This window comes from Enterobacter cloacae complex sp. 6730903, assembly GCF_048283985.1.
In the GTDB taxonomy this organism is placed as follows: domain Bacteria; phylum Pseudomonadota; class Gammaproteobacteria; order Enterobacterales; family Enterobacteriaceae; genus Enterobacter; species Enterobacter hormaechei_C.
Genome location: NZ_JBLVXX010000002.1, coordinates 96,716 through 113,313, shown reverse-complemented (window position 1 = coordinate 113,313; position 16,598 = coordinate 96,716). Strand labels below are relative to the sequence as shown.

The window sequence follows — 16,598 nt, the reverse complement described above, 5'->3', positions numbered from 1 at the left end:
TTTTTTCGATTTTGTTAAAGTTTAGTGGATTACCGCAACACGGGATCTCAATTCGGAATTGTGGCATAATGCCGCGTTTATCACACTTTTCGCAGGAATCTCTCCGTGTTAGTTACCAGCAACGTCACTATGCAGTTTGGCAGTAAGCCGCTGTTCGAAAACATTTCCGTCAAATTTGGCGGCGGCAACCGTTACGGCCTGATTGGTGCCAACGGTAGCGGAAAATCCACCTTTATGAAGATCCTCGGCGGTGACCTGGAGCCAACGCTCGGTAACGTGTCGCTCGACCCTAACGAGCGCATCGGTAAGCTGCGTCAGGATCAGTTCGCCTTCGAAGAGTTCACCGTGCTCGACACCGTGATCATGGGGCACGCGGAGCTGTGGGAAGTGAAGCAGGAGCGCGATCGTATCTACGGTCTCGCTGAGATGAGCGAAGAAGACGGTTACAAAGTGGCCGACCTGGAAACGCAATACGGCGAAATGGACGGCTACTCTGCGGAAGCGCGTGCGGGCGAACTGCTGCTGGGCGTGGGTATTCCGGTTGAACAGCATTACGGCCCGATGAGCGAAGTCGCGCCAGGCTGGAAGCTGCGTGTGCTGCTGGCGCAGGCGCTGTTCTCTAATCCGGACATCCTGCTGCTCGACGAACCAACGAACAACCTGGACATCGACACCATCCGCTGGCTGGAGCAGACGCTGAACGATCGCGACAGCACCATGATCATCATCTCGCACGACCGTCACTTCCTGAACATGGTGTGTACCCACATGGCGGATCTGGATTACGGCGAGCTGCGCGTTTATCCGGGCAACTACGATGAGTACATGACGGCGGCAACCCAGGCGCGTGAGCGTCTGCTGGCGGATAACGCCAAGAAGAAAGCGCAGATTGCGGACCTGCAATCCTTCGTCAGCCGCTTCAGCGCCAACGCCTCTAAATCGCGCCAGGCAACGTCGCGTGCCCGTCAGATCGACAAAATCAAGCTGGAAGAGGTTAAAGCCTCCAGCCGTCAGAACCCGTTCATCCGCTTCGAGCAGGACAAGAAGCTGTTCCGTAACGCGCTGGAAGTGGAAGCCCTCACCAAAGGTTTCGATGAAGGCCCGCTGTTCAAAAACTTCAACCTGCTGCTGGAAGTGGGCGAGAAGATTGCCATCCTCGGCGCCAACGGCGTGGGTAAATCCACTATGCTGAAAACCCTGGTGGGTGAACTGCAACCGGACAACGGTACCGTGAAATGGTCTGAAAACGCGCAGATTGGTTACTACGCGCAGGACCATGAATATGAGTTTGAAAACGATCTGACCGTCTTCGACTGGATGAGCCAGTGGAAGCAGGAAGGCGACGACGAGCAGGCGGTACGCAGCATTCTGGGGCGTCTGCTGTTCAGCCAGGACGACATCAAAAAGCCCGCCAAAGTGCTCTCCGGTGGTGAAAAGGGCCGTATGCTGTTCGGCAAGCTGATGATGGAAAAACCGAATATTCTGGTGATGGACGAACCGACTAACCACCTGGATATGGAATCTATTGAGTCGCTGAACATGGCGCTGGAGATGTATCAGGGCACCCTGATCTTCGTCTCTCACGACCGTGAGTTCGTCAGCTCACTGGCGACCCGCGTGATCGAAATTACCCCAGAGCGCGTGGTGGACTTCACCGGTAACTACGAAGATTACCTGCGCAGCAAAGGTATCGACGGCTAAAAAAAAAGCCCGGTGGCGCTTCGCTTACCGGGCCTACGGGTGACTTTGTAGGCCGGGTAAGGCGAAGCCGCCACCCGGCAATGTTCAGAGCACCCACTCACTCCTTTCAACCCCGTTCACCCGCAGCGTACGTTTTTCCCCCGCCGGTAATGACACCTTCAGCGCCTTCCATGCCGGACGATAGTCGCCGCGCGCATTCACCTTCAGGTTGATACTTGCGCCGTCGCACACCATCTCCCATTCCACCCACAGCGCATTGCCGTTCTGGTAGCCCCAGCTTTCGCCATCATCCTCAAACAGCAGCCCGGCGGTGGTGCCCACGCCTTTCACCGGGAACAGCTTCAGCTCGCGGGTCGTATCTTTTTCGGCACTCACATGCGTGATGCGCTCGCTCAGCGGCAGACCGGCTCCGGCGCGCACCAGCAGCGGCAGTTTTTCCAGCGGCGCATCGAGGACGATGGATTGTCCGCCTGCATACCACGCGTGGGTGTAAAAATCATACCAGCCCGTTTCGTTATCCGGCAGCCAGACCCGGCGCTCGCGCTGCCCGGCTTCGACGACGCTGGCCACCAGCAGGTCACGGCCCAGCAGGAAGTCGTCGCACTCTTCAAACGTCTGCGCATCGTGCTCATGATCGAGGAAGGTCGGGCGCAGCATCGGCTCGTCGTCGGCGTGCGCCTGCCAGAGCAGGGTGTAGAGGTACGGCAGCAGGCGGTAGCGCAGTTCAATGGCGCTGCGAATCGCAGGCGTGACGCCCGGGTACATCCACGGCTCGTTCACGGTGTGGTCATCGTTCCACGAGTGAATGGTAAAGCGCGGGTGCATCACGCCGTTCTGTACCCAGCGCACGAACAGCTCGGCATCCGGCTTGTCGCCGGAGAAACCGCCAACGTCGTGACCGACGTTGAACAGTCCGGACAGGCTCATGCCCAGCCCCATGCGGATGTTGTAGCGCAGGGTGTCCCAGTTGGTGCGGTTGTCGCCGCTCCAGGTCTGAACGTAGCGCTGCATCCCGGCGCAGCCGGAGCGGGAGATAAGATACGGACGTTTCTCCGGCGCAAAGCGCTGCTGCGCTTCCAGCGAGGCGCGCATCATCAGCAGCGGCATCACCGGGCGAGTGTGCTTGATGGCGATCTCCTGGCCGAAGCCATAGCAGCGCGCTTCCCCGTCCCACACTTCATACTCGTTGTTGTCGTTCCAGGTGGAGTCGATGCCCATCTCCAGCAGCTGCGTGGTCACGCCGTTCTGCCACCACTGCACCGTCTGCGGGTTAGTGAAGTCGAGATGCGATCCTTCGTCATCCCAGAAGCTGGAACGTTCAGGCGCATCGGTTTCTGAATCACGAATGAACAGGCCGCGTTCCGCCACTTCGCTGTAGCGGGGATGATCCTGCAACAGACACGGCTTGATGTTGGCCGCAAGCCGCAGCCCCGCGTCGTGGAACGCCTGGCTCATCACCTTCGGCTGCGGCACTTTGTCGTAGTTCCAGTTAAAGACGTAGCGCTTGCCGTTAATCGAGGTATAGCCGGAGGAGAGCTGGAACGAGTCGCACGGAATGGCATGCTCATCGCACAGGCGAATGAAGTTCATCAGCTGGTTTTGCGCGTCCGGCGCGTCGGTGTAGTGCATGGTCGAGCCGCTGTAGCCCAGGCTCCATTTCGGTCCGAACAGCGTTTTCCCCGTCAGGCGCACGAAGGCTTTGGTCACGTCCAGCACGCGCTTGCCGGTGAAGAGGTAGTAGTCAATATCGCCCGCTTCCGCCTGCCAGCGGCGGTAGGCAGTGTGATAGTTGTCGATCTCGTTACCCAGATCCAGCCAGCAGTTGCTCAGGTTATCGTAGAACAGACCGTAGCTCACGTCATCGCGACGGGTGAGGGTGAACGGGATGTGCTTGTAAAGCGGATCGGTGCTGGCCGCGTTATAGCCCATCGCGTCCAGGTTACGCATCTCATAGCGTTTGCCGTTGCGCTGTAAATCACCCGCTTTCTCACCCAGACCGTAAAAACGTTCATCCTTACGACGGCTAAGATAGTGCGCCACGCCGTCACCGTGGGCGTTCAGCAGGTAGGCGCTGGTCGGGCGGTCATTGACCAGCGGCTGCCACTCGCCCGCCTCATTGCGGTAGTGCCACTCCAGCCACAGCGGCTGGTGGACGGTGACGCGCAGCTGTTCGGTCGCTACGGTTAACGTGTCGTCCTGCTGCGTCAGCGTCCAGGCCGGGCAGGTGAAGCCGCTGACATCGTCGCGACGGCGGCCTTCCCACGGCACGTCTTGTTCCGGGGCGATACTCCAGGTGCGGTCCAGCGCCAGCTCGCCTTTGCGTTTGATCAGCACGCGGAACAGGTTCTCTTCCAGCACGTACAGGCACAGGCGGTGCTGATTATCTACCAGCAGTTCCAGATGATTCGCCGACTGCGTATCGACGGTCCAGTTTTTCAGGGTTTTCATATGCAATACATCCACTATCAGGCGCGCTTGGCGCGACGTTCAGCAATAAATGCCACCAGGAAAACAGCGCCAAGCAGGTCAAAGAAGCCCATGGCGATAAAGAGCGGGTTGAAGCCGATTTTGTCGGCGGTCACCCCAATCAAAAGGGAGAACAGGAAGCTGGCGATCCACGCCGCCGAGCCGCGCATGCCGTTGACCGTCGCCATCTGGCCTTTGTCGAACGACTCCACGACCAGGGCGCTCAGCATGCAGGAGATGATCTGGTGCCCGAAGCCGCCGATGGAGATCAGCACGATGGTGATATACGGGTCGCGGGTCACGGCGACGACAGCCAGAGAAATCATCAGAAACGCGCCGGTGACGGAGCTGGCGACGACCGAGTTGACGCGGGAGCAGCCGAACAGACGGGTGTACAGACGCGTCAGGTAGCCGCTCGCCACGCTGCCGAGGTCGGCGGCCAGGAACGGCAGCCAGGCGAACATCGCAATCTGCTTCAGGTCCATGCCGTGCTCTTTGGCGAGGTACAGCGGCACCCAGAAGCTCAGCACGGCCCAGGCCGGTTCCGCCATAAAGGCCGGGATAGCGATACCGTAGAAACGTTTGTTCTTCGAGACGGTTTTCAGCGCGGTCAGGAAGGGCAGTTTGACCGGCGCAGGTTCGTTATCCTGCTTGATAAACGCCAGCTCATCGCGGCTCAGGTTCGGGTGCTGTTCCGGGTTGTGATAAAACGCCCACCACAGGATCACCCACAGCAGCGCCAGCACGCCGGTAAACATAAACGCACCCTGCCAGCCAAACGAGGCATGGGCAAAGTAGATGATAGGCGGGGCCAGCATGGCCCCAATGGAGAAACCTACACCCGCCCAGCCTGCGGCAACAGGGCGCTCTGATTTCGGGAACCATTCGCCGATGGTTTTGGCGTTCGCTGGCGTGGCGGCGGCTTCGGACGCCCCCATAAAGAAGCGCAGAATCGCCAGGTGCAGCCAGCTTCCGGCGCCCGCGTGGAAGATACACATCAGCGCCCAGATCCCGGCGCAGACCATAAAGCCGATTTTCAGGCCGATAACGTCAATCAGCCAGCCGCACAGGGGCTGGAAAATGGTGTAGGCGATCTGGAACGCGCCGACGATCCAGGAGTACTGCTCGGTGGTGATCCCGAGGCTCTCTTTCAGCTCAGGGGCGAGAATACCTAACGAGTTACGGGTGATGTAGTTAACGGTCACGCCGAGAAGAAACAGCACCAGTACGTACCAGCGCAGGTTCCTGATGACGCGACGTGTTTTGCTTGTCACAACGGTGTTATTGATGTCCTGACTCATTTTCTTCTCCACAAGACGGACGGTAAGGGGACAAAGGTTCAGTGTCACACAGCGTCAGGCGTTTGAAAGTTATCTGTTTTAGAGCGCTAAGCTGCTATACAACTAGTATGGAAGTTGTGTGACAGGTTCACCTTAAGAAAGAAATTGGGCAGGGAATAGTGGATTTTGTGCAAACTTTCTCATAACCGAGGTTTAATTTTCGGCATTATGGCCTTCTCGCAAGTTATTACCTGATAAACATGTTGTGAAAATTTTTTCATTTCACATCCGGAGCCAGATCACAAAATGGACAAAAGGCTTAAAATCACCGAAATCGCCGCCCGTACCCAGCTCTCTATCAGCACCGTTTCTCGCGTGCTGGCGGGGAAGGCAAATACCAGCGAAAAAGCGCGGGCGAAGGTGCTGGCGTGCGCGCGGGAGCTGGGGGTAATGGACGGCATGGCGGCGGGGCGCTTGCTGCTTAACAGCCTGGTGGTGTTTGCCCCGCAGCGGGCGTTTGACGAGCGGTCCGACATCTTTTACTACCGCGTCATCCAGAGCGTGAGCAAAGGGCTGGCCTCGCACGAGGTGCGTCTGCGCTACTGTGCGCTGGAGGAGAACGACAGCGATGCCCAGCTGTTTCTGGCCCGCATGAACGAAGCGGACACCCAGGCGGCAATCCTCCTCGGTATCGACGATCCGCATATCCACGATCTGGCGGTAGACGTGGGCAAACCCTGCATGCTGATTAACTGCCGGGACCGCCACATGCGCCTGCCCGCCGTTGCGCCGGATCATCGCGCGATTGGCGAGCGGGCGGCGGAGTACCTGTTCGAGATGGGGCACCGGGAGGTGATGAACGTGCTGTGCCTGCGTCGCTACACCATGGAGCTGCGCCTGTCCGGGATCCGCGATGCGTGGCACGGTCATAACCTCAGGTTCAGCGACAGGCGCGACCTGCTGGTGGTGTCCAGCTTCAGCGCCAGAGAGACGGAGCAGCTGGTAAGCGAGTGGCTTCACCAGCAGAAAGGGAAAGACCTGCCGACGGCGTTCCTGGTTGGCGGCGATTTTATGGCGGCGGGGACCATCAGCGCGCTGCAAAAACACGGTCTGCGCGTGCCGCAGGATGTCTCGGTGATGAGCATTGACGGGTTTAATCTCGCAGCGATTCAGGATGTGCCCTTAACCGCGGTACATGTTCCGCGTGATGAGCTGGGAACGGAAGCGGTGCATATGCTCCAGCAGCGGCTGATGCGCCCGGATGCGCCGGTGGGAACGTTGCTGCTAAACGGCACGCTGACCGTACGGGAGTCGGTACGGCGGATACGTCAGGGGAAACGACGCACCGCCGTGGAGCGGGAAGGGCTGTACGACGGTTAAGCCATGCCCAGCGCGCGCCTGCCGTGGATGTTGAGATCGTTCACGGTAAAGCGGCCCTGCCAGCTTTTCTCATAATCTTCGCGCGGGAAATCGCCCGGCGACGCGCCGGTTTCCAGCGCTTCCTTGACCTTTTTCGCATAGGCGAGATTCTTCTCGCACATTGGCGCGGCAGGAATGTACATCACGTTGCCCCAGCCCTGCTGATTTTCCACCGGCGCGACGGAGTGGATCACATCGCAGTGCCACCACACGGAATCACCGGCTTCCAGCGCCGGAATGCTGGTTAACGCTTCGATCAGCAGCGGGTGCCACTTCTCAGAAATCGGCAGCACGCGCCCCGGCGCCACGCCGCACAGCTCGTCTTCCGGCACGTCGTCCAGCAGCGGACGCAGCAGAATGTAAGCCATTGCCTCCGGGATCGGCACCACGTGCAGCAAGCCCTGGCCGGGGATCATATCCGACAGCGCCGTCCAGCCCTGGAAGGTACGGAACACCGAGCATTTGGTGGTGTTATCCACGGTGTACTCTTCCACTTCGGTACGGTGCGCGGCATTCCACGGATCGTATTTTTCAACGTTGCCGTCAAACACGCGGGCAAAGACCTGCTGATAAGCGGGCAGCAGCCAGCGCTCCAGCGCGCCGGAATCGGTGTGTGCGCCAAGTCCTTTCGAGGTTGTTCCTGGCGGGCGGCGGCGGATGCGGTCCGGGTAAATCACGCTCACGTCCGGGTCAAACCACTGCTTGCCGTTGCTCTCAAATGTCCATAAACGGTTCAGGAACGACTGTACCTGCGCCATCTCTTCACTCTGGCGCGCCTGCATTTGCGCCTGAGACCAGTAGATCGGGTAAATCTCCGGACGAGAGGCCGTTAAGGTGCCGAAGAAGTTATCGCCGGGTCCTTTGTACACCTCGTCAAACTTATTCAGATCGAGGTAGTCGAGCATTGACTGATCCCACGCCAGCGCCTGCTCGCGCGGGAAATGGCCTTTGATCACCGCGCAGCCGCGACGTTTAACCGCTTCGCGCTGTTCGGCGGTAATCGTGCCGTTTTTCACGTCGGCAAAGGGGATCACTGGCCAGACGGTTTCGCCTTTGTTTTTGAGAGCGTTGATTTCCGCCACGCGGGTGGCGATTTTATCGCTGAGCCGGTCGAACACCGCCTGCACATCGCCGATCGGCGCGCGTAATTCACGTTTCATCTGACGGATTGCCGCTTTATGGTCCGCTGGCAACGTTTCGCTGGTAAAGGTCATAACTGCCTCGCATCTTTCATTCGAAAGTAAAAGTGTCTACAAGTGATACTTTAAGTTAAAAAAAAGTTAATGCAAGTTTAAAACCTTGACGGGTGCCACAGGATGGGAAAAGAGTGAGGGGGCCGGAGCGAGGCTCCGGCAGGTAGGGGGATCAGGCGTCGAACGGGGAGTGCGCGTCGAGCACGGCCTGAATCACGTTCAGCGCGCCCTGATGGTTGTTATCGTCGGTAGCGTAACGGCTGACCGCTTTAATGCTGTCCGCCGCGTTGCCCATGGCAAAGGAGTATTTCACCAGTTTCAGCATTTCCGCATCGTTGCCGCTGTCGCCAATGCCGACGCACTCCTGCGGGGAGGTTTTCCAGCGTTTCAGCAGGCGGCTGATGCCGTTGGCTTTGTGCAGGCCGGGGATAATCAAATCGACAAAACCGAAGCCGCTGGTGACCGGCTTCATGATGCCGTCCAGGGAGACATGCAGTTTATCGACCAGATTCGGGATATCGCTGTCCGGCAGGTTCAGGGAGAATTTAAACAGCACGTCGTCAATGTCGCGGTAATCGCTGATGCGCTTTAAGCGGTGGTAGTGCTTTGACATCAGCGCCACGAACGCGTCCGGGGCTTTATCGCTGACGTACGCGCTCTCCAGCCCGCAGGCCACAAAGTTCAGCCCTTTGTCTTTCAGCAACTCGCCAATGACGATCTGCGACTCATGACGCGTCAGTTCGCCGTGGAAAATCTGTTCGCCGTGATCGAAGACCAGCGCGCCGTTTTCCGCGACGAAGGAGATCTGATCTTTCAGCTCCGGGAAAAAGGAGATGAGCTGGTAATACTGGTTGCCGCTGGCGACAACAAATTCAATGTTGCGGGCTTTAAGCTGCTCAAACTGTGCCTGGAAGCGGTCACGATCGTACTGCTTGGCATCATCAAGGAAAGTTCCGTCCATATCGGTGACGATAACTTTTACGGTCATACTGTGCTCCTGGGTCACTGCGTTTTGAAACATTCTAATAACAAGGTGACGGGGAGCACAAATTTAATTTCATTCGAAAGTCAAAGCAAAACGGCAACCGAAGTTGCCGTTTTTAGTGTTTTCTCCCTCTCCCCGTGGGAGAGGGCCGGGGTGAGGGCATCAGCGTGCGCATTTCCCCCTCACCCTAACCCTCTCCCTCAAGGGAGAGGGGATAAACCGTTACAGCGTATGCTCAGTACGAGCGATAATATCGTCCTGCGCATCCGGCGACAGGGCGGTGAAGAACGCCGAGTAACCCGCGACGCGCACCACCAGGTCACGATACTGATCCGGGTGTTTCTTCGCTTCCAGCAGCGTTTCGCGGGAGACGATGTTGTACTGAATATGCCAGCCTTTATGCACCTCGAAGAAGGTGCGCAGCAGCACCATCAGCTTCTGGCGATCGCTGTCGTTTTCCAGCGTCGACGGGTTCAGCTTCTGGTTTAGCAGCACGCCGCCGAGAATCGCTTCCGTTGGCAGTTTGCCCACGGAGCCAATCACCGCCGTCGGGCCGAGGTGGTCGGTACCGGAGGCCGGGCTTGCCCCTTCCGCCAGCGGGGTGTGGGCTTTACGGCCGTCCGGCGTTGCCATGGTTGCTGCGCCAAACGGCACGTTTGCGGAGATAGACGACGTGCCCGCATAGTAGTTACCCCCAATCGGGCCGCGGCCGTAGCGTGGGTTATGGTACTGCTTCAGCTCTTCAATGTAGGTCTGATAAGCACGGGTCAGCAGCAGATCCACGCTGTCGTCGTCGTTACCGTACTTCGGCGCGCCGTTGATCAGGCGCTGGCGCAACTGCTCGTGGGTCAGCCCCTCGAAGTCATCCGCCAGCGCCGCCGCCAGCTGTTGCTGACCGATAACGCCCTGGTCAAACACCAGCTTCTTCACCGCCGCCAGGCTGTTGCCAAGGTTGGCGATCCCCACCTGTAGGCCGGAAACCCAGTCATACTTCGCGCCGCCCTGCTTAATGCTTTTCGCGCGTTCGATGCAGTCGTCCACCAGCGCCGAGCAGAGAATATCGTGGACGTTCTCCTCCAGCATGGTGTCCACCACGTACTCGATCTCAATGGATTTGCGGGTGTAGTAGCGGATCTGGCTATCCCACGCCGCCATGACCTCGTCGAAATTGCCGAAGTTACCGGCAGAAAGCGCTTTTTCCTGCGGCAGGAATACCTGGCCGCTGGTGGCGTCGCGACCACCTTCCAGCGCCGCCAGCATTACGCGGGCGAAGTTGATAAAGCTCATGCCGGTGCAGCGATAGCCCCACTTGCCGCCGACGGCGGTTTCGATGCAGCCAATCGCCGCATAGTCATAGGCATCGTCGCGTTCTACGCCGAGCTTGATAAATTCCGGGATGACGATTTCATCGTTGTTAAACGCCGGCATCCCGAAGCCGCAGCGGATCACCTGCACGCAGGCATCGAGGAAGTCGTTGCTCATGCCCGCATGGTAACGCACGCTCAGGTTCGGTTGGGTGGAGCGCAGGCGACCGCAGGACTCCAGAATCGCGTACGAGAGCGGGTTGACCGCGTCCATCGGCTCACCGTTGACCAGCTTCTGGCCGCCGATGGTGACGTTCTGATACAGCGGGCTGCCCGCAGAGGCTTTGGAGTGCGAGCCGGAGCGGATTTTGTTCACCTCCAGCAGCTTCAGCCAGCAGCTGTGCAGCAGCTCAATGGCGTGCTCGCGATCCAGACTCTGGTCCAGCTCCACGTCGCGGCGGTAGTACGGGTAAAGGTATTGGTCCATACGGGCAAAGGAGACGGAGTGACCGTTGGACTCAATTTGCAGGATCAGCTGAATGAAGTAGCACAGCTGTAGCGCCTGCCAGAAGGTTTTTGGCGGTTGGTGGGCGATGATGTCGCAGTTTTCCGCCATGGCCAGCAGCTCGTCGCGGCGGCTGTCGCGGGTTTCGCTGGCGGCCATTTCACGCGCCAGGTCGGCGAAGCGTTTGATGTGCAGGCTTACGGCTTCCAGCACGATATCAATGGCTTTCAGGAACTGATCGCCGTGCAGATCGTCCAGCACCGTCAGGTTGATGCGCGACCGGCGCTCGGCCACTTTCGCGCGCAGGCCGTCGAGCCCTTTCTCCAGCACCAGCGGGAAATTCACCGCCAGGTGTGCGTCACCGGAGGTCATGTTGCCTTCCGCTTTGATAATGCCGGTTTCCAGCAGGCCTTTCTGCTCGTCGGTGAACATGCCGTAGCAGCGGTCCTGCACCGTCTGGCCGCGCCACCACGGGCAGATCGCATGCAGAACGCGTTTATTCTCTTCGCTGACCGCGAAGCCCGCACCCGGACGGTCCGCCAGATCGTCAATCTCTTTCTCAATCCACGAGACGGTATATTCCGGGAAAATCGGCGCGGCGCGCACTTCGCTGGCCTGGTTACCGATAATCAGCTCGTCGTGTTTGATCCAGATGGTACGTTTTGCCAGGTGATGCGCCAGCGCCAGCGCGCGACGGACCGGGATCGGCTTGTCCATGTGCTGCTGGTACATTTCGGTATAGTGCTGCGCGCGCTCGGTACAGACCGGCGGCTTAACGATATGCACCAGCGCCGTTTTGTGCGCCTTGATGCGCTCGCTGAGGGTGTTGAGATTCAGGGTGGTCATAAGTTTATCCTCGTAAGGTCGCGGTTAACCCTTTCTGGCAGGCATACTGCTGCGCGAAGTCCAGCAGGGCAGGGTTATCCAGCGGTTTGTCAGGGGCAGAGTAGGGTTGGCCGAGCAGGGTGTATTTGTTCATGCCCAGCGTGTGATACGGCAGAAAATGAATATCGTGAACGCCGAGTTCGTCGGCGGCGAAATTGGTAATGGCGGTAACCGACGCTTCATCGGCGTTAAAGCCCTGGATCAACGGCACGCGAATGGTGATTGTTTTCCCGGCGGCAGCCAGGCGCTTCAGGTTGTCCAGGATCCGTCTGGCTGAGCCATCGGTCCACTGTTTAAATACGTCACTGTCCACATGTTTCAGGTCCGCCAGGAACAGATCGACATACGGCAGTGACGGCTCGATATAATGCCAGGGTACGTGAAGGCAGGTTTCAACGGCGGTATGAATACCTTGTTCATGGCTGGCTTTAAACAGGGCGTGTGCCAGCGCCGGGTTCATGAACGGCTCGCCGCCGGAGAGGGTGATCCCGCCGCCGCTGCGGTCGTAGAAGGGCTTGTCGCGCAGCACGGTGGCCATAATCTCCTCCACCTGCTTCTCTTCACCGCAGACGGTAAGCGCCTGGGTCGGGCAGCAGTCGGTAAGGGCAGTGAGCGTCTCGTCGTTAAGCTTCTCACGATGAATGACCAGCCCGTTCAGCGCGCGCTCAACACACCCCGGCGCGGCCTGCTGACACAGGTCACAGCCGTCCAGGCACAGGCGGGCATCAAACAGGACGTCCCGCGTGCGGGAGCGGCTTTCCGGGTTCTGACACCAGCGGCAGCCCAGCGAGCAGCCTTTCAGGAATACCACGGTTCGAATACCGGGGCCGTCGTGGGTGGAGTAACGCTGTATATTGAAGATCATTTTCTTGCCCTCGAATTACATATGAAGATTAAATTACTTTCGAATGAAAGTTATCTTGATGTGGGTCAATTCCTGAGCAGGTTTTGCTGTGATAGGGTAAGTGCAGGCTAATTTTGAGGGTGACATCATGGAACTTTATCTCGACACATCTGACGTTGCGGCAGTCAAAAAGCTGGCGCGTATCTTCCCGCTGGCGGGCGTGACCACTAACCCAAGCATTGTGGCGGCGGGTAAAACGCCCCTGGACGAGCTGCTGCCCGCGCTGCACGACGCGCTGGGCGGCAAGGGCCGGCTGTTCGCCCAGGTGATGGCGAAGACCGCCGAAGGGATGGTGGAAGACGCACGTAAGCTGCGCGCGATAATCAATGACCTGGTGGTGAAAGTGCCCGTGACCGCTGAAGGGCTGGCGGCGATCAAAATGCTGAAAGCAGAAGGGATCCCGACGCTGGGTACGGCGGTGTATGGCGCAGCACAGGGGATGCTCTCCGCACTGGCGGGGGCTGAGTATGTGGCTCCTTACGTGAACCGCGTGGACGCGCAGGGCGGGGATGGGATCCAGACGGTGGTCGAACTGCAACAGTTGCTGACCCTGCATGCCCCGCAGTCAAAAGTGCTGGCGGCGAGCTTTAAAACCCCGCGCCAGGCGCTGGACTGTCTGCTGGCAGGGTGTGAGTCCATCACGCTGCCGCTGGACGTGGCGCAGCAGTTTATTACCTCTCCGGCGGTGGATGCGGCAATTGTGAAGTTTGAGCAGGACTGGCAGGGGGCGTTTGGGCGGACGTCTATTTGACGCTGTTGCCGGGTGGCGCTAACGCTTACCCGGCCTACGTTCGAACCGTTGTAGGTCGGGTAAGGCGAAGCCGCCACCCGACTTTTTTACTGGCTACACACCTCACACCCGGGATTACGCATCAGCTTCATCTCGCGGAACTGGCAGGTCATCGCGTCATACATCACGATTTTACCCGCTGCGGGCGTGCCGTAGTGCGCCAGCACTTTGATCGCCTCCATCGCCTGCAAGGAACCAATCACGCCAACCAGCGGCGCCATTACGCCCGCCTCGACGCAGGTCAGCGCATTCTCGCCAAACAGACGGCTCAGGCAGCGGTAGCAGGGCTCTCCTTCAGCGTAGGTAAAAACGCTGATTTGCCCCTCCATGCGGATGGCCGCGCCGGAAATCAGCGGCGTTTTACGGGCAAAGCAGCCCGCATTGAGCTGGTTGCGAATGGCGACGTTATCGGTGCAGTCCAGCACCAGGTCATGCCGTGCAATCTGCGCAAACAGCGCGTCGTCATCCAGCATCGCGTCAATCAGGGTGAACTGAACGTTGGGATTAATGCGCGCCAGCGCCGTGCGTGCTGATTCCACTTTAGGCTGACCGACCGTCGCGTCGCTGTGCAGCGTCTGGCGTTGCAGGTTGGACACCGACACGGTGTCGAAATCCAGCAGCGTCATGCTGCCGACGCCCGCCGCAGCCAGATATTGCGCCGCCGCGCAGCCCAGCCCGCCCAGGCCAACAACCAGCACGCTTGCCGCCTTGAGCGCTTCCTGGCCCTCGAAATCAAACCCGCGCAGCACGATCTGGCGGTTGTAGCGCATCATCTCCGGGTCGCTCAGTTCCACCGTCATGTCAGCCTCCGAACAGGTGGTTAAAGCGTTCCACTTCAACCCATTCGCCCGCCTCAACGTGGCCGCGATCGCGCTCCAGCACGATAAAGCAGTTACCCTGGCTGAAGGAGCTAAAGATGTGCGAACCCTGATGCCCGGTGGTGCTCACCTCCAGCTCGCCGTCGGCGTTGCGCGCCAGAATGCCGCGCTGGAAATCGAGACGGCCCGGTGATTTTTTGAGGCGCGTTGCCGCCCGCACGCGCACACGCTCCGGCAGCGGGCTGGCATTGTTGCCTGACAGCTTCGCCAGCAGCGGGATCACCAGCTGGTAGAAGGTCAGCGCGGCAGAGACCGGGTTACCCGGCAGGCCACAGAACCAGCTGTGCGGAAGTTTGCCAAACGCGAACGGTTTGCCCGGTTTAATCGCCAGCTTCCAGAAGGCGATTTCGCCCAGCTCTTCAAGCAGGGTTTTGGTGTAATCCGCTTCGCCAACCGATACGCCGCCGGAGCTGATCACCACGTCGGCAGAGGCGTCAGCCTCGATAAACGCCGCGCGCAGTTTTTGCGGATCGTCAGGAATGATACCGAGGTTAATCACCTCGCAGCCCAGCTGCTCAAGCATCAGGTGTACCGCCAGACGGTTGGTGTCGTAAATCTGCCCCTCGTTCAGCGGCTGACCCGGAAGCTGTAGCTCGTCTCCCGTGGAGAACACCGCCACGCGCATTTTGCGGACCACGTCAATCTCCGCGATGCCAAGTGATGCCAGCATCGGCAGTTCGGCGACCGTCAGTTTTTGCCCGGCGGCAAAGACCGTTGCGCCCAGGGTAATGTCTTCCCCGATATGGCGGATATTCTGTCCCGCTTTGACGCTGGCGGTAAAGCGCACGCCGTCGTCCGTTTGTTCGGTCTCTTCCTGCATCACCACGGCTTCACAGCCCTTTGGCACCGGCGCGCCGGTCATAATGCGCACGCAGGTGCCCGCTGGCCACTCACCGTTGAACGGCTGCCCGGCAAACGCTTTACCTGCCACCGGCAGCGGCTGACCCGTGTGCAGATCCGCCAGACGTACGGCATAGCCGTCCATCGCCGCGTTATCGAACCCCGGCACGTTCAGCGGCGAGACGATATCGCGCGCGGCAATACGGCCAAAACAGCGCACAAGCGGCAGCGTCTCAACGTCGTGCAGTGGAGTAATGCGGTCAAGCATCTGCGAGAGTGCCGTCTCAAGCGGCATCAGTCCGGCGGTAAAATCCATGGTGGGCTCCTGCGGAGTAACAACGAAAGCGCTCATTATGGCAGAAAAGTGCGGCTAACTGTATGACCCGATGGGTGTACGCTTTACATCACAGTTGCGTCTTTCTATATTCAAAAATCATCTGAAGATTCGTCGACGATAATGATATTTATAGAAAAAGCAGCCAGCCAGGCTGATGGGTGATGCGAAATGAGTAAAGCGGTTATCGCAATTCATGGCGGTGCCGGGGCAATCACCCGTGCACAGCTCAGTCCCGAGCAGGAGAAGCGTTATATTGATGCGCTGAACGCCATTGTGGAAACAGGCCAGCGGATGCTGGAAGCGGGCGACAGCGCGCTGGACGTGGTGACCGAAGCAGTACGTTTGCTGGAGGAGTGTCCACTGTTTAATGCCGGTATTGGCTCGGTCTTTACGCGCGATGAAACGCACGAGCTGGATGCCTGCGTGATGGACGGCGTCACCCTGAAAGCGGGCGCGGTAGCGGGCGTCAGCCGTCTGCGTAATCCGGTGCTGGCCGCGCGTCTGGTGATGGAACAAAGCCCGCATGTGCTGCTGACCGGGGCGGGGGCGGAAAAATTTGCCGTCGAGCACGGGATGGACACGGTCTCGCCCGATCTTTTTTCCACCGAGGAACGTTACCGGCAACTGCTGGAGGCCCGTACTGCGGGGATGACGCAGCTGGACCATGCCGCGCCGCTCGATGAACGCAGCAAAATGGGCACGGTAGGCGCGGTGGCGCTGGATAAAGCCGGTAATCTCGCCGCCGCGACGTCGACAGGCGGCATGACCAACAAGCTTCCCGGTCGCGTTGGCGACAGCCCGCTGCCGGGGGCCGGGTGTTACGCCAATAACGCCACGGCAGCGGTGTCATGCACCGGCACCGGCGAAGTGTTTATCCGCGCGCTGGCGGCCTACGACATTACCGCGCTAATGGATTACGGCGGATTAAGCCTGAGTGAGGCCTGCGAGCGGGTAGTGATGGAGAAACTGCCGGCGCTGGGCGGGATTGGCGGCTTAATTGCGGTGGATCGGGAGGGCAACGTGGCTCTGCCGTTCAACAGTGAAGGGATGTACCGGGCGTGGGGGTATGCCGGCGATGCGCCCAGCACAGGCATTTATCGTGAATAAGGGG

12 protein-coding genes are annotated in these 16,598 nt (G+C 59.2%); 4 read left to right on the top strand and 8 right to left on the bottom strand.

Annotated features, from left to right (window positions below):
- Positions 1–105: 105 nt before the first annotated feature.
- On the top strand, positions 106–1,701 hold the full coding sequence (locus tag ACNQ0W_RS01475) for an ABC-F family ATPase (protein WP_023296172.1): 1,596 nt from the start codon (positions 106–108) through the stop codon (positions 1,699–1,701).
- Between the two features lie 84 nt (positions 1,702–1,785).
- On the opposite strand, the gene ACNQ0W_RS01470 is transcribed toward ACNQ0W_RS01475, so the two are convergent.
- Together ACNQ0W_RS01470 and ACNQ0W_RS01465 are read right to left on the bottom strand one after the other, a co-directional pair.
- The gene (locus ACNQ0W_RS01470; RefSeq protein ID WP_180261493.1) at positions 1,786–4,149 is read right to left on the bottom strand and encodes a TIM-barrel domain-containing protein; all 2,364 of its coding nucleotides are present in this window, start codon (positions 4,147–4,149) and stop codon (positions 1,786–1,788) included.
- 17 nt (positions 4,150–4,166) lie between these two features.
- A complete protein-coding gene (locus ACNQ0W_RS01465; protein WP_062932140.1) occupies positions 4,167–5,468 on the bottom strand; it encodes an MFS transporter in 1,302 nt (433 codons plus the stop codon).
- 285 nt (positions 5,469–5,753) lie between these two features.
- Between ACNQ0W_RS01465 and ACNQ0W_RS01460 the strand changes: the two genes are divergently transcribed.
- The gene (locus tag ACNQ0W_RS01460) at positions 5,754–6,827 is read left to right on the top strand and encodes a LacI family DNA-binding transcriptional regulator (protein ID WP_062932139.1); all 1,074 of its coding nucleotides are present in this window, start codon (positions 5,754–5,756) and stop codon (positions 6,825–6,827) included.
- On the opposite strand, the gene ACNQ0W_RS01455 is transcribed toward ACNQ0W_RS01460, so the two are convergent.
- The 4 genes from ACNQ0W_RS01455 to ACNQ0W_RS01440 form a co-directional block, all read right to left on the bottom strand.
- A complete protein-coding gene (locus tag ACNQ0W_RS01455) occupies positions 6,824–8,080 on the bottom strand; it encodes a DUF1479 domain-containing protein (RefSeq protein ID WP_062932138.1) in 1,257 nt (418 codons plus the stop codon). The genes ACNQ0W_RS01460 and ACNQ0W_RS01455 overlap by 4 nt on opposite strands.
- Positions 8,081–8,231: 151 nt before the next feature.
- Entirely contained in the window at positions 8,232–9,047 is an 816-nt protein-coding gene (locus tag ACNQ0W_RS01450) for a Cof-type HAD-IIB family hydrolase (protein WP_032647816.1), read from the bottom strand.
- A gap of 219 nt (positions 9,048–9,266) precedes the next feature.
- Positions 9,267–11,699: a formate C-acetyltransferase/glycerol dehydratase family glycyl radical enzyme gene (locus ACNQ0W_RS01445; RefSeq protein WP_062932137.1), complete on the bottom strand. Its 2,433-nt coding sequence runs from the start codon at positions 11,697–11,699 to the stop codon at positions 9,267–9,269.
- 4 nt (positions 11,700–11,703) lie between these two features.
- Positions 11,704–12,603 (bottom strand): glycyl-radical enzyme activating protein, encoded by a 900-nt coding sequence (locus ACNQ0W_RS01440; RefSeq protein WP_062932136.1) that lies wholly within the window; start codon positions 12,601–12,603, stop codon positions 11,704–11,706.
- Between the two features lie 127 nt (positions 12,604–12,730).
- Between ACNQ0W_RS01440 and fsa the strand changes: the two genes are divergently transcribed.
- Positions 12,731–13,393 carry a fructose-6-phosphate aldolase gene (fsa, locus tag ACNQ0W_RS01435; protein WP_048973304.1) on the top strand — a complete coding sequence of 221 codons (663 nt, stop codon included), beginning with the start codon at positions 12,731–12,733 and terminating at the stop codon, positions 13,391–13,393.
- An 86-nt stretch (positions 13,394–13,479) separates the two neighbouring features.
- On the opposite strand, the gene moeB is transcribed toward fsa, so the two are convergent.
- Both moeB and moeA read right to left on the bottom strand, forming a co-directional pair.
- Positions 13,480–14,232 carry a molybdopterin-synthase adenylyltransferase MoeB gene (moeB, locus tag ACNQ0W_RS01430; protein WP_023303354.1) on the bottom strand — a complete coding sequence of 251 codons (753 nt, stop codon included), beginning with the start codon at positions 14,230–14,232 and terminating at the stop codon, positions 13,480–13,482.
- A 1-nt stretch (position 14,233) separates the two neighbouring features.
- The gene (gene moeA / locus ACNQ0W_RS01425; RefSeq protein ID WP_062932135.1) at positions 14,234–15,466 is read right to left on the bottom strand and encodes a molybdopterin molybdotransferase MoeA; all 1,233 of its coding nucleotides are present in this window, start codon (positions 15,464–15,466) and stop codon (positions 14,234–14,236) included.
- Between the two features lie 189 nt (positions 15,467–15,655).
- Between moeA and iaaA the strand changes: the two genes are divergently transcribed.
- The gene (iaaA, locus tag ACNQ0W_RS01420) at positions 15,656–16,594 is read left to right on the top strand and encodes a beta-aspartyl-peptidase (protein ID WP_062932134.1); all 939 of its coding nucleotides are present in this window, start codon (positions 15,656–15,658) and stop codon (positions 16,592–16,594) included.
- Positions 16,595–16,598: the final 4 nt, after the last annotated feature.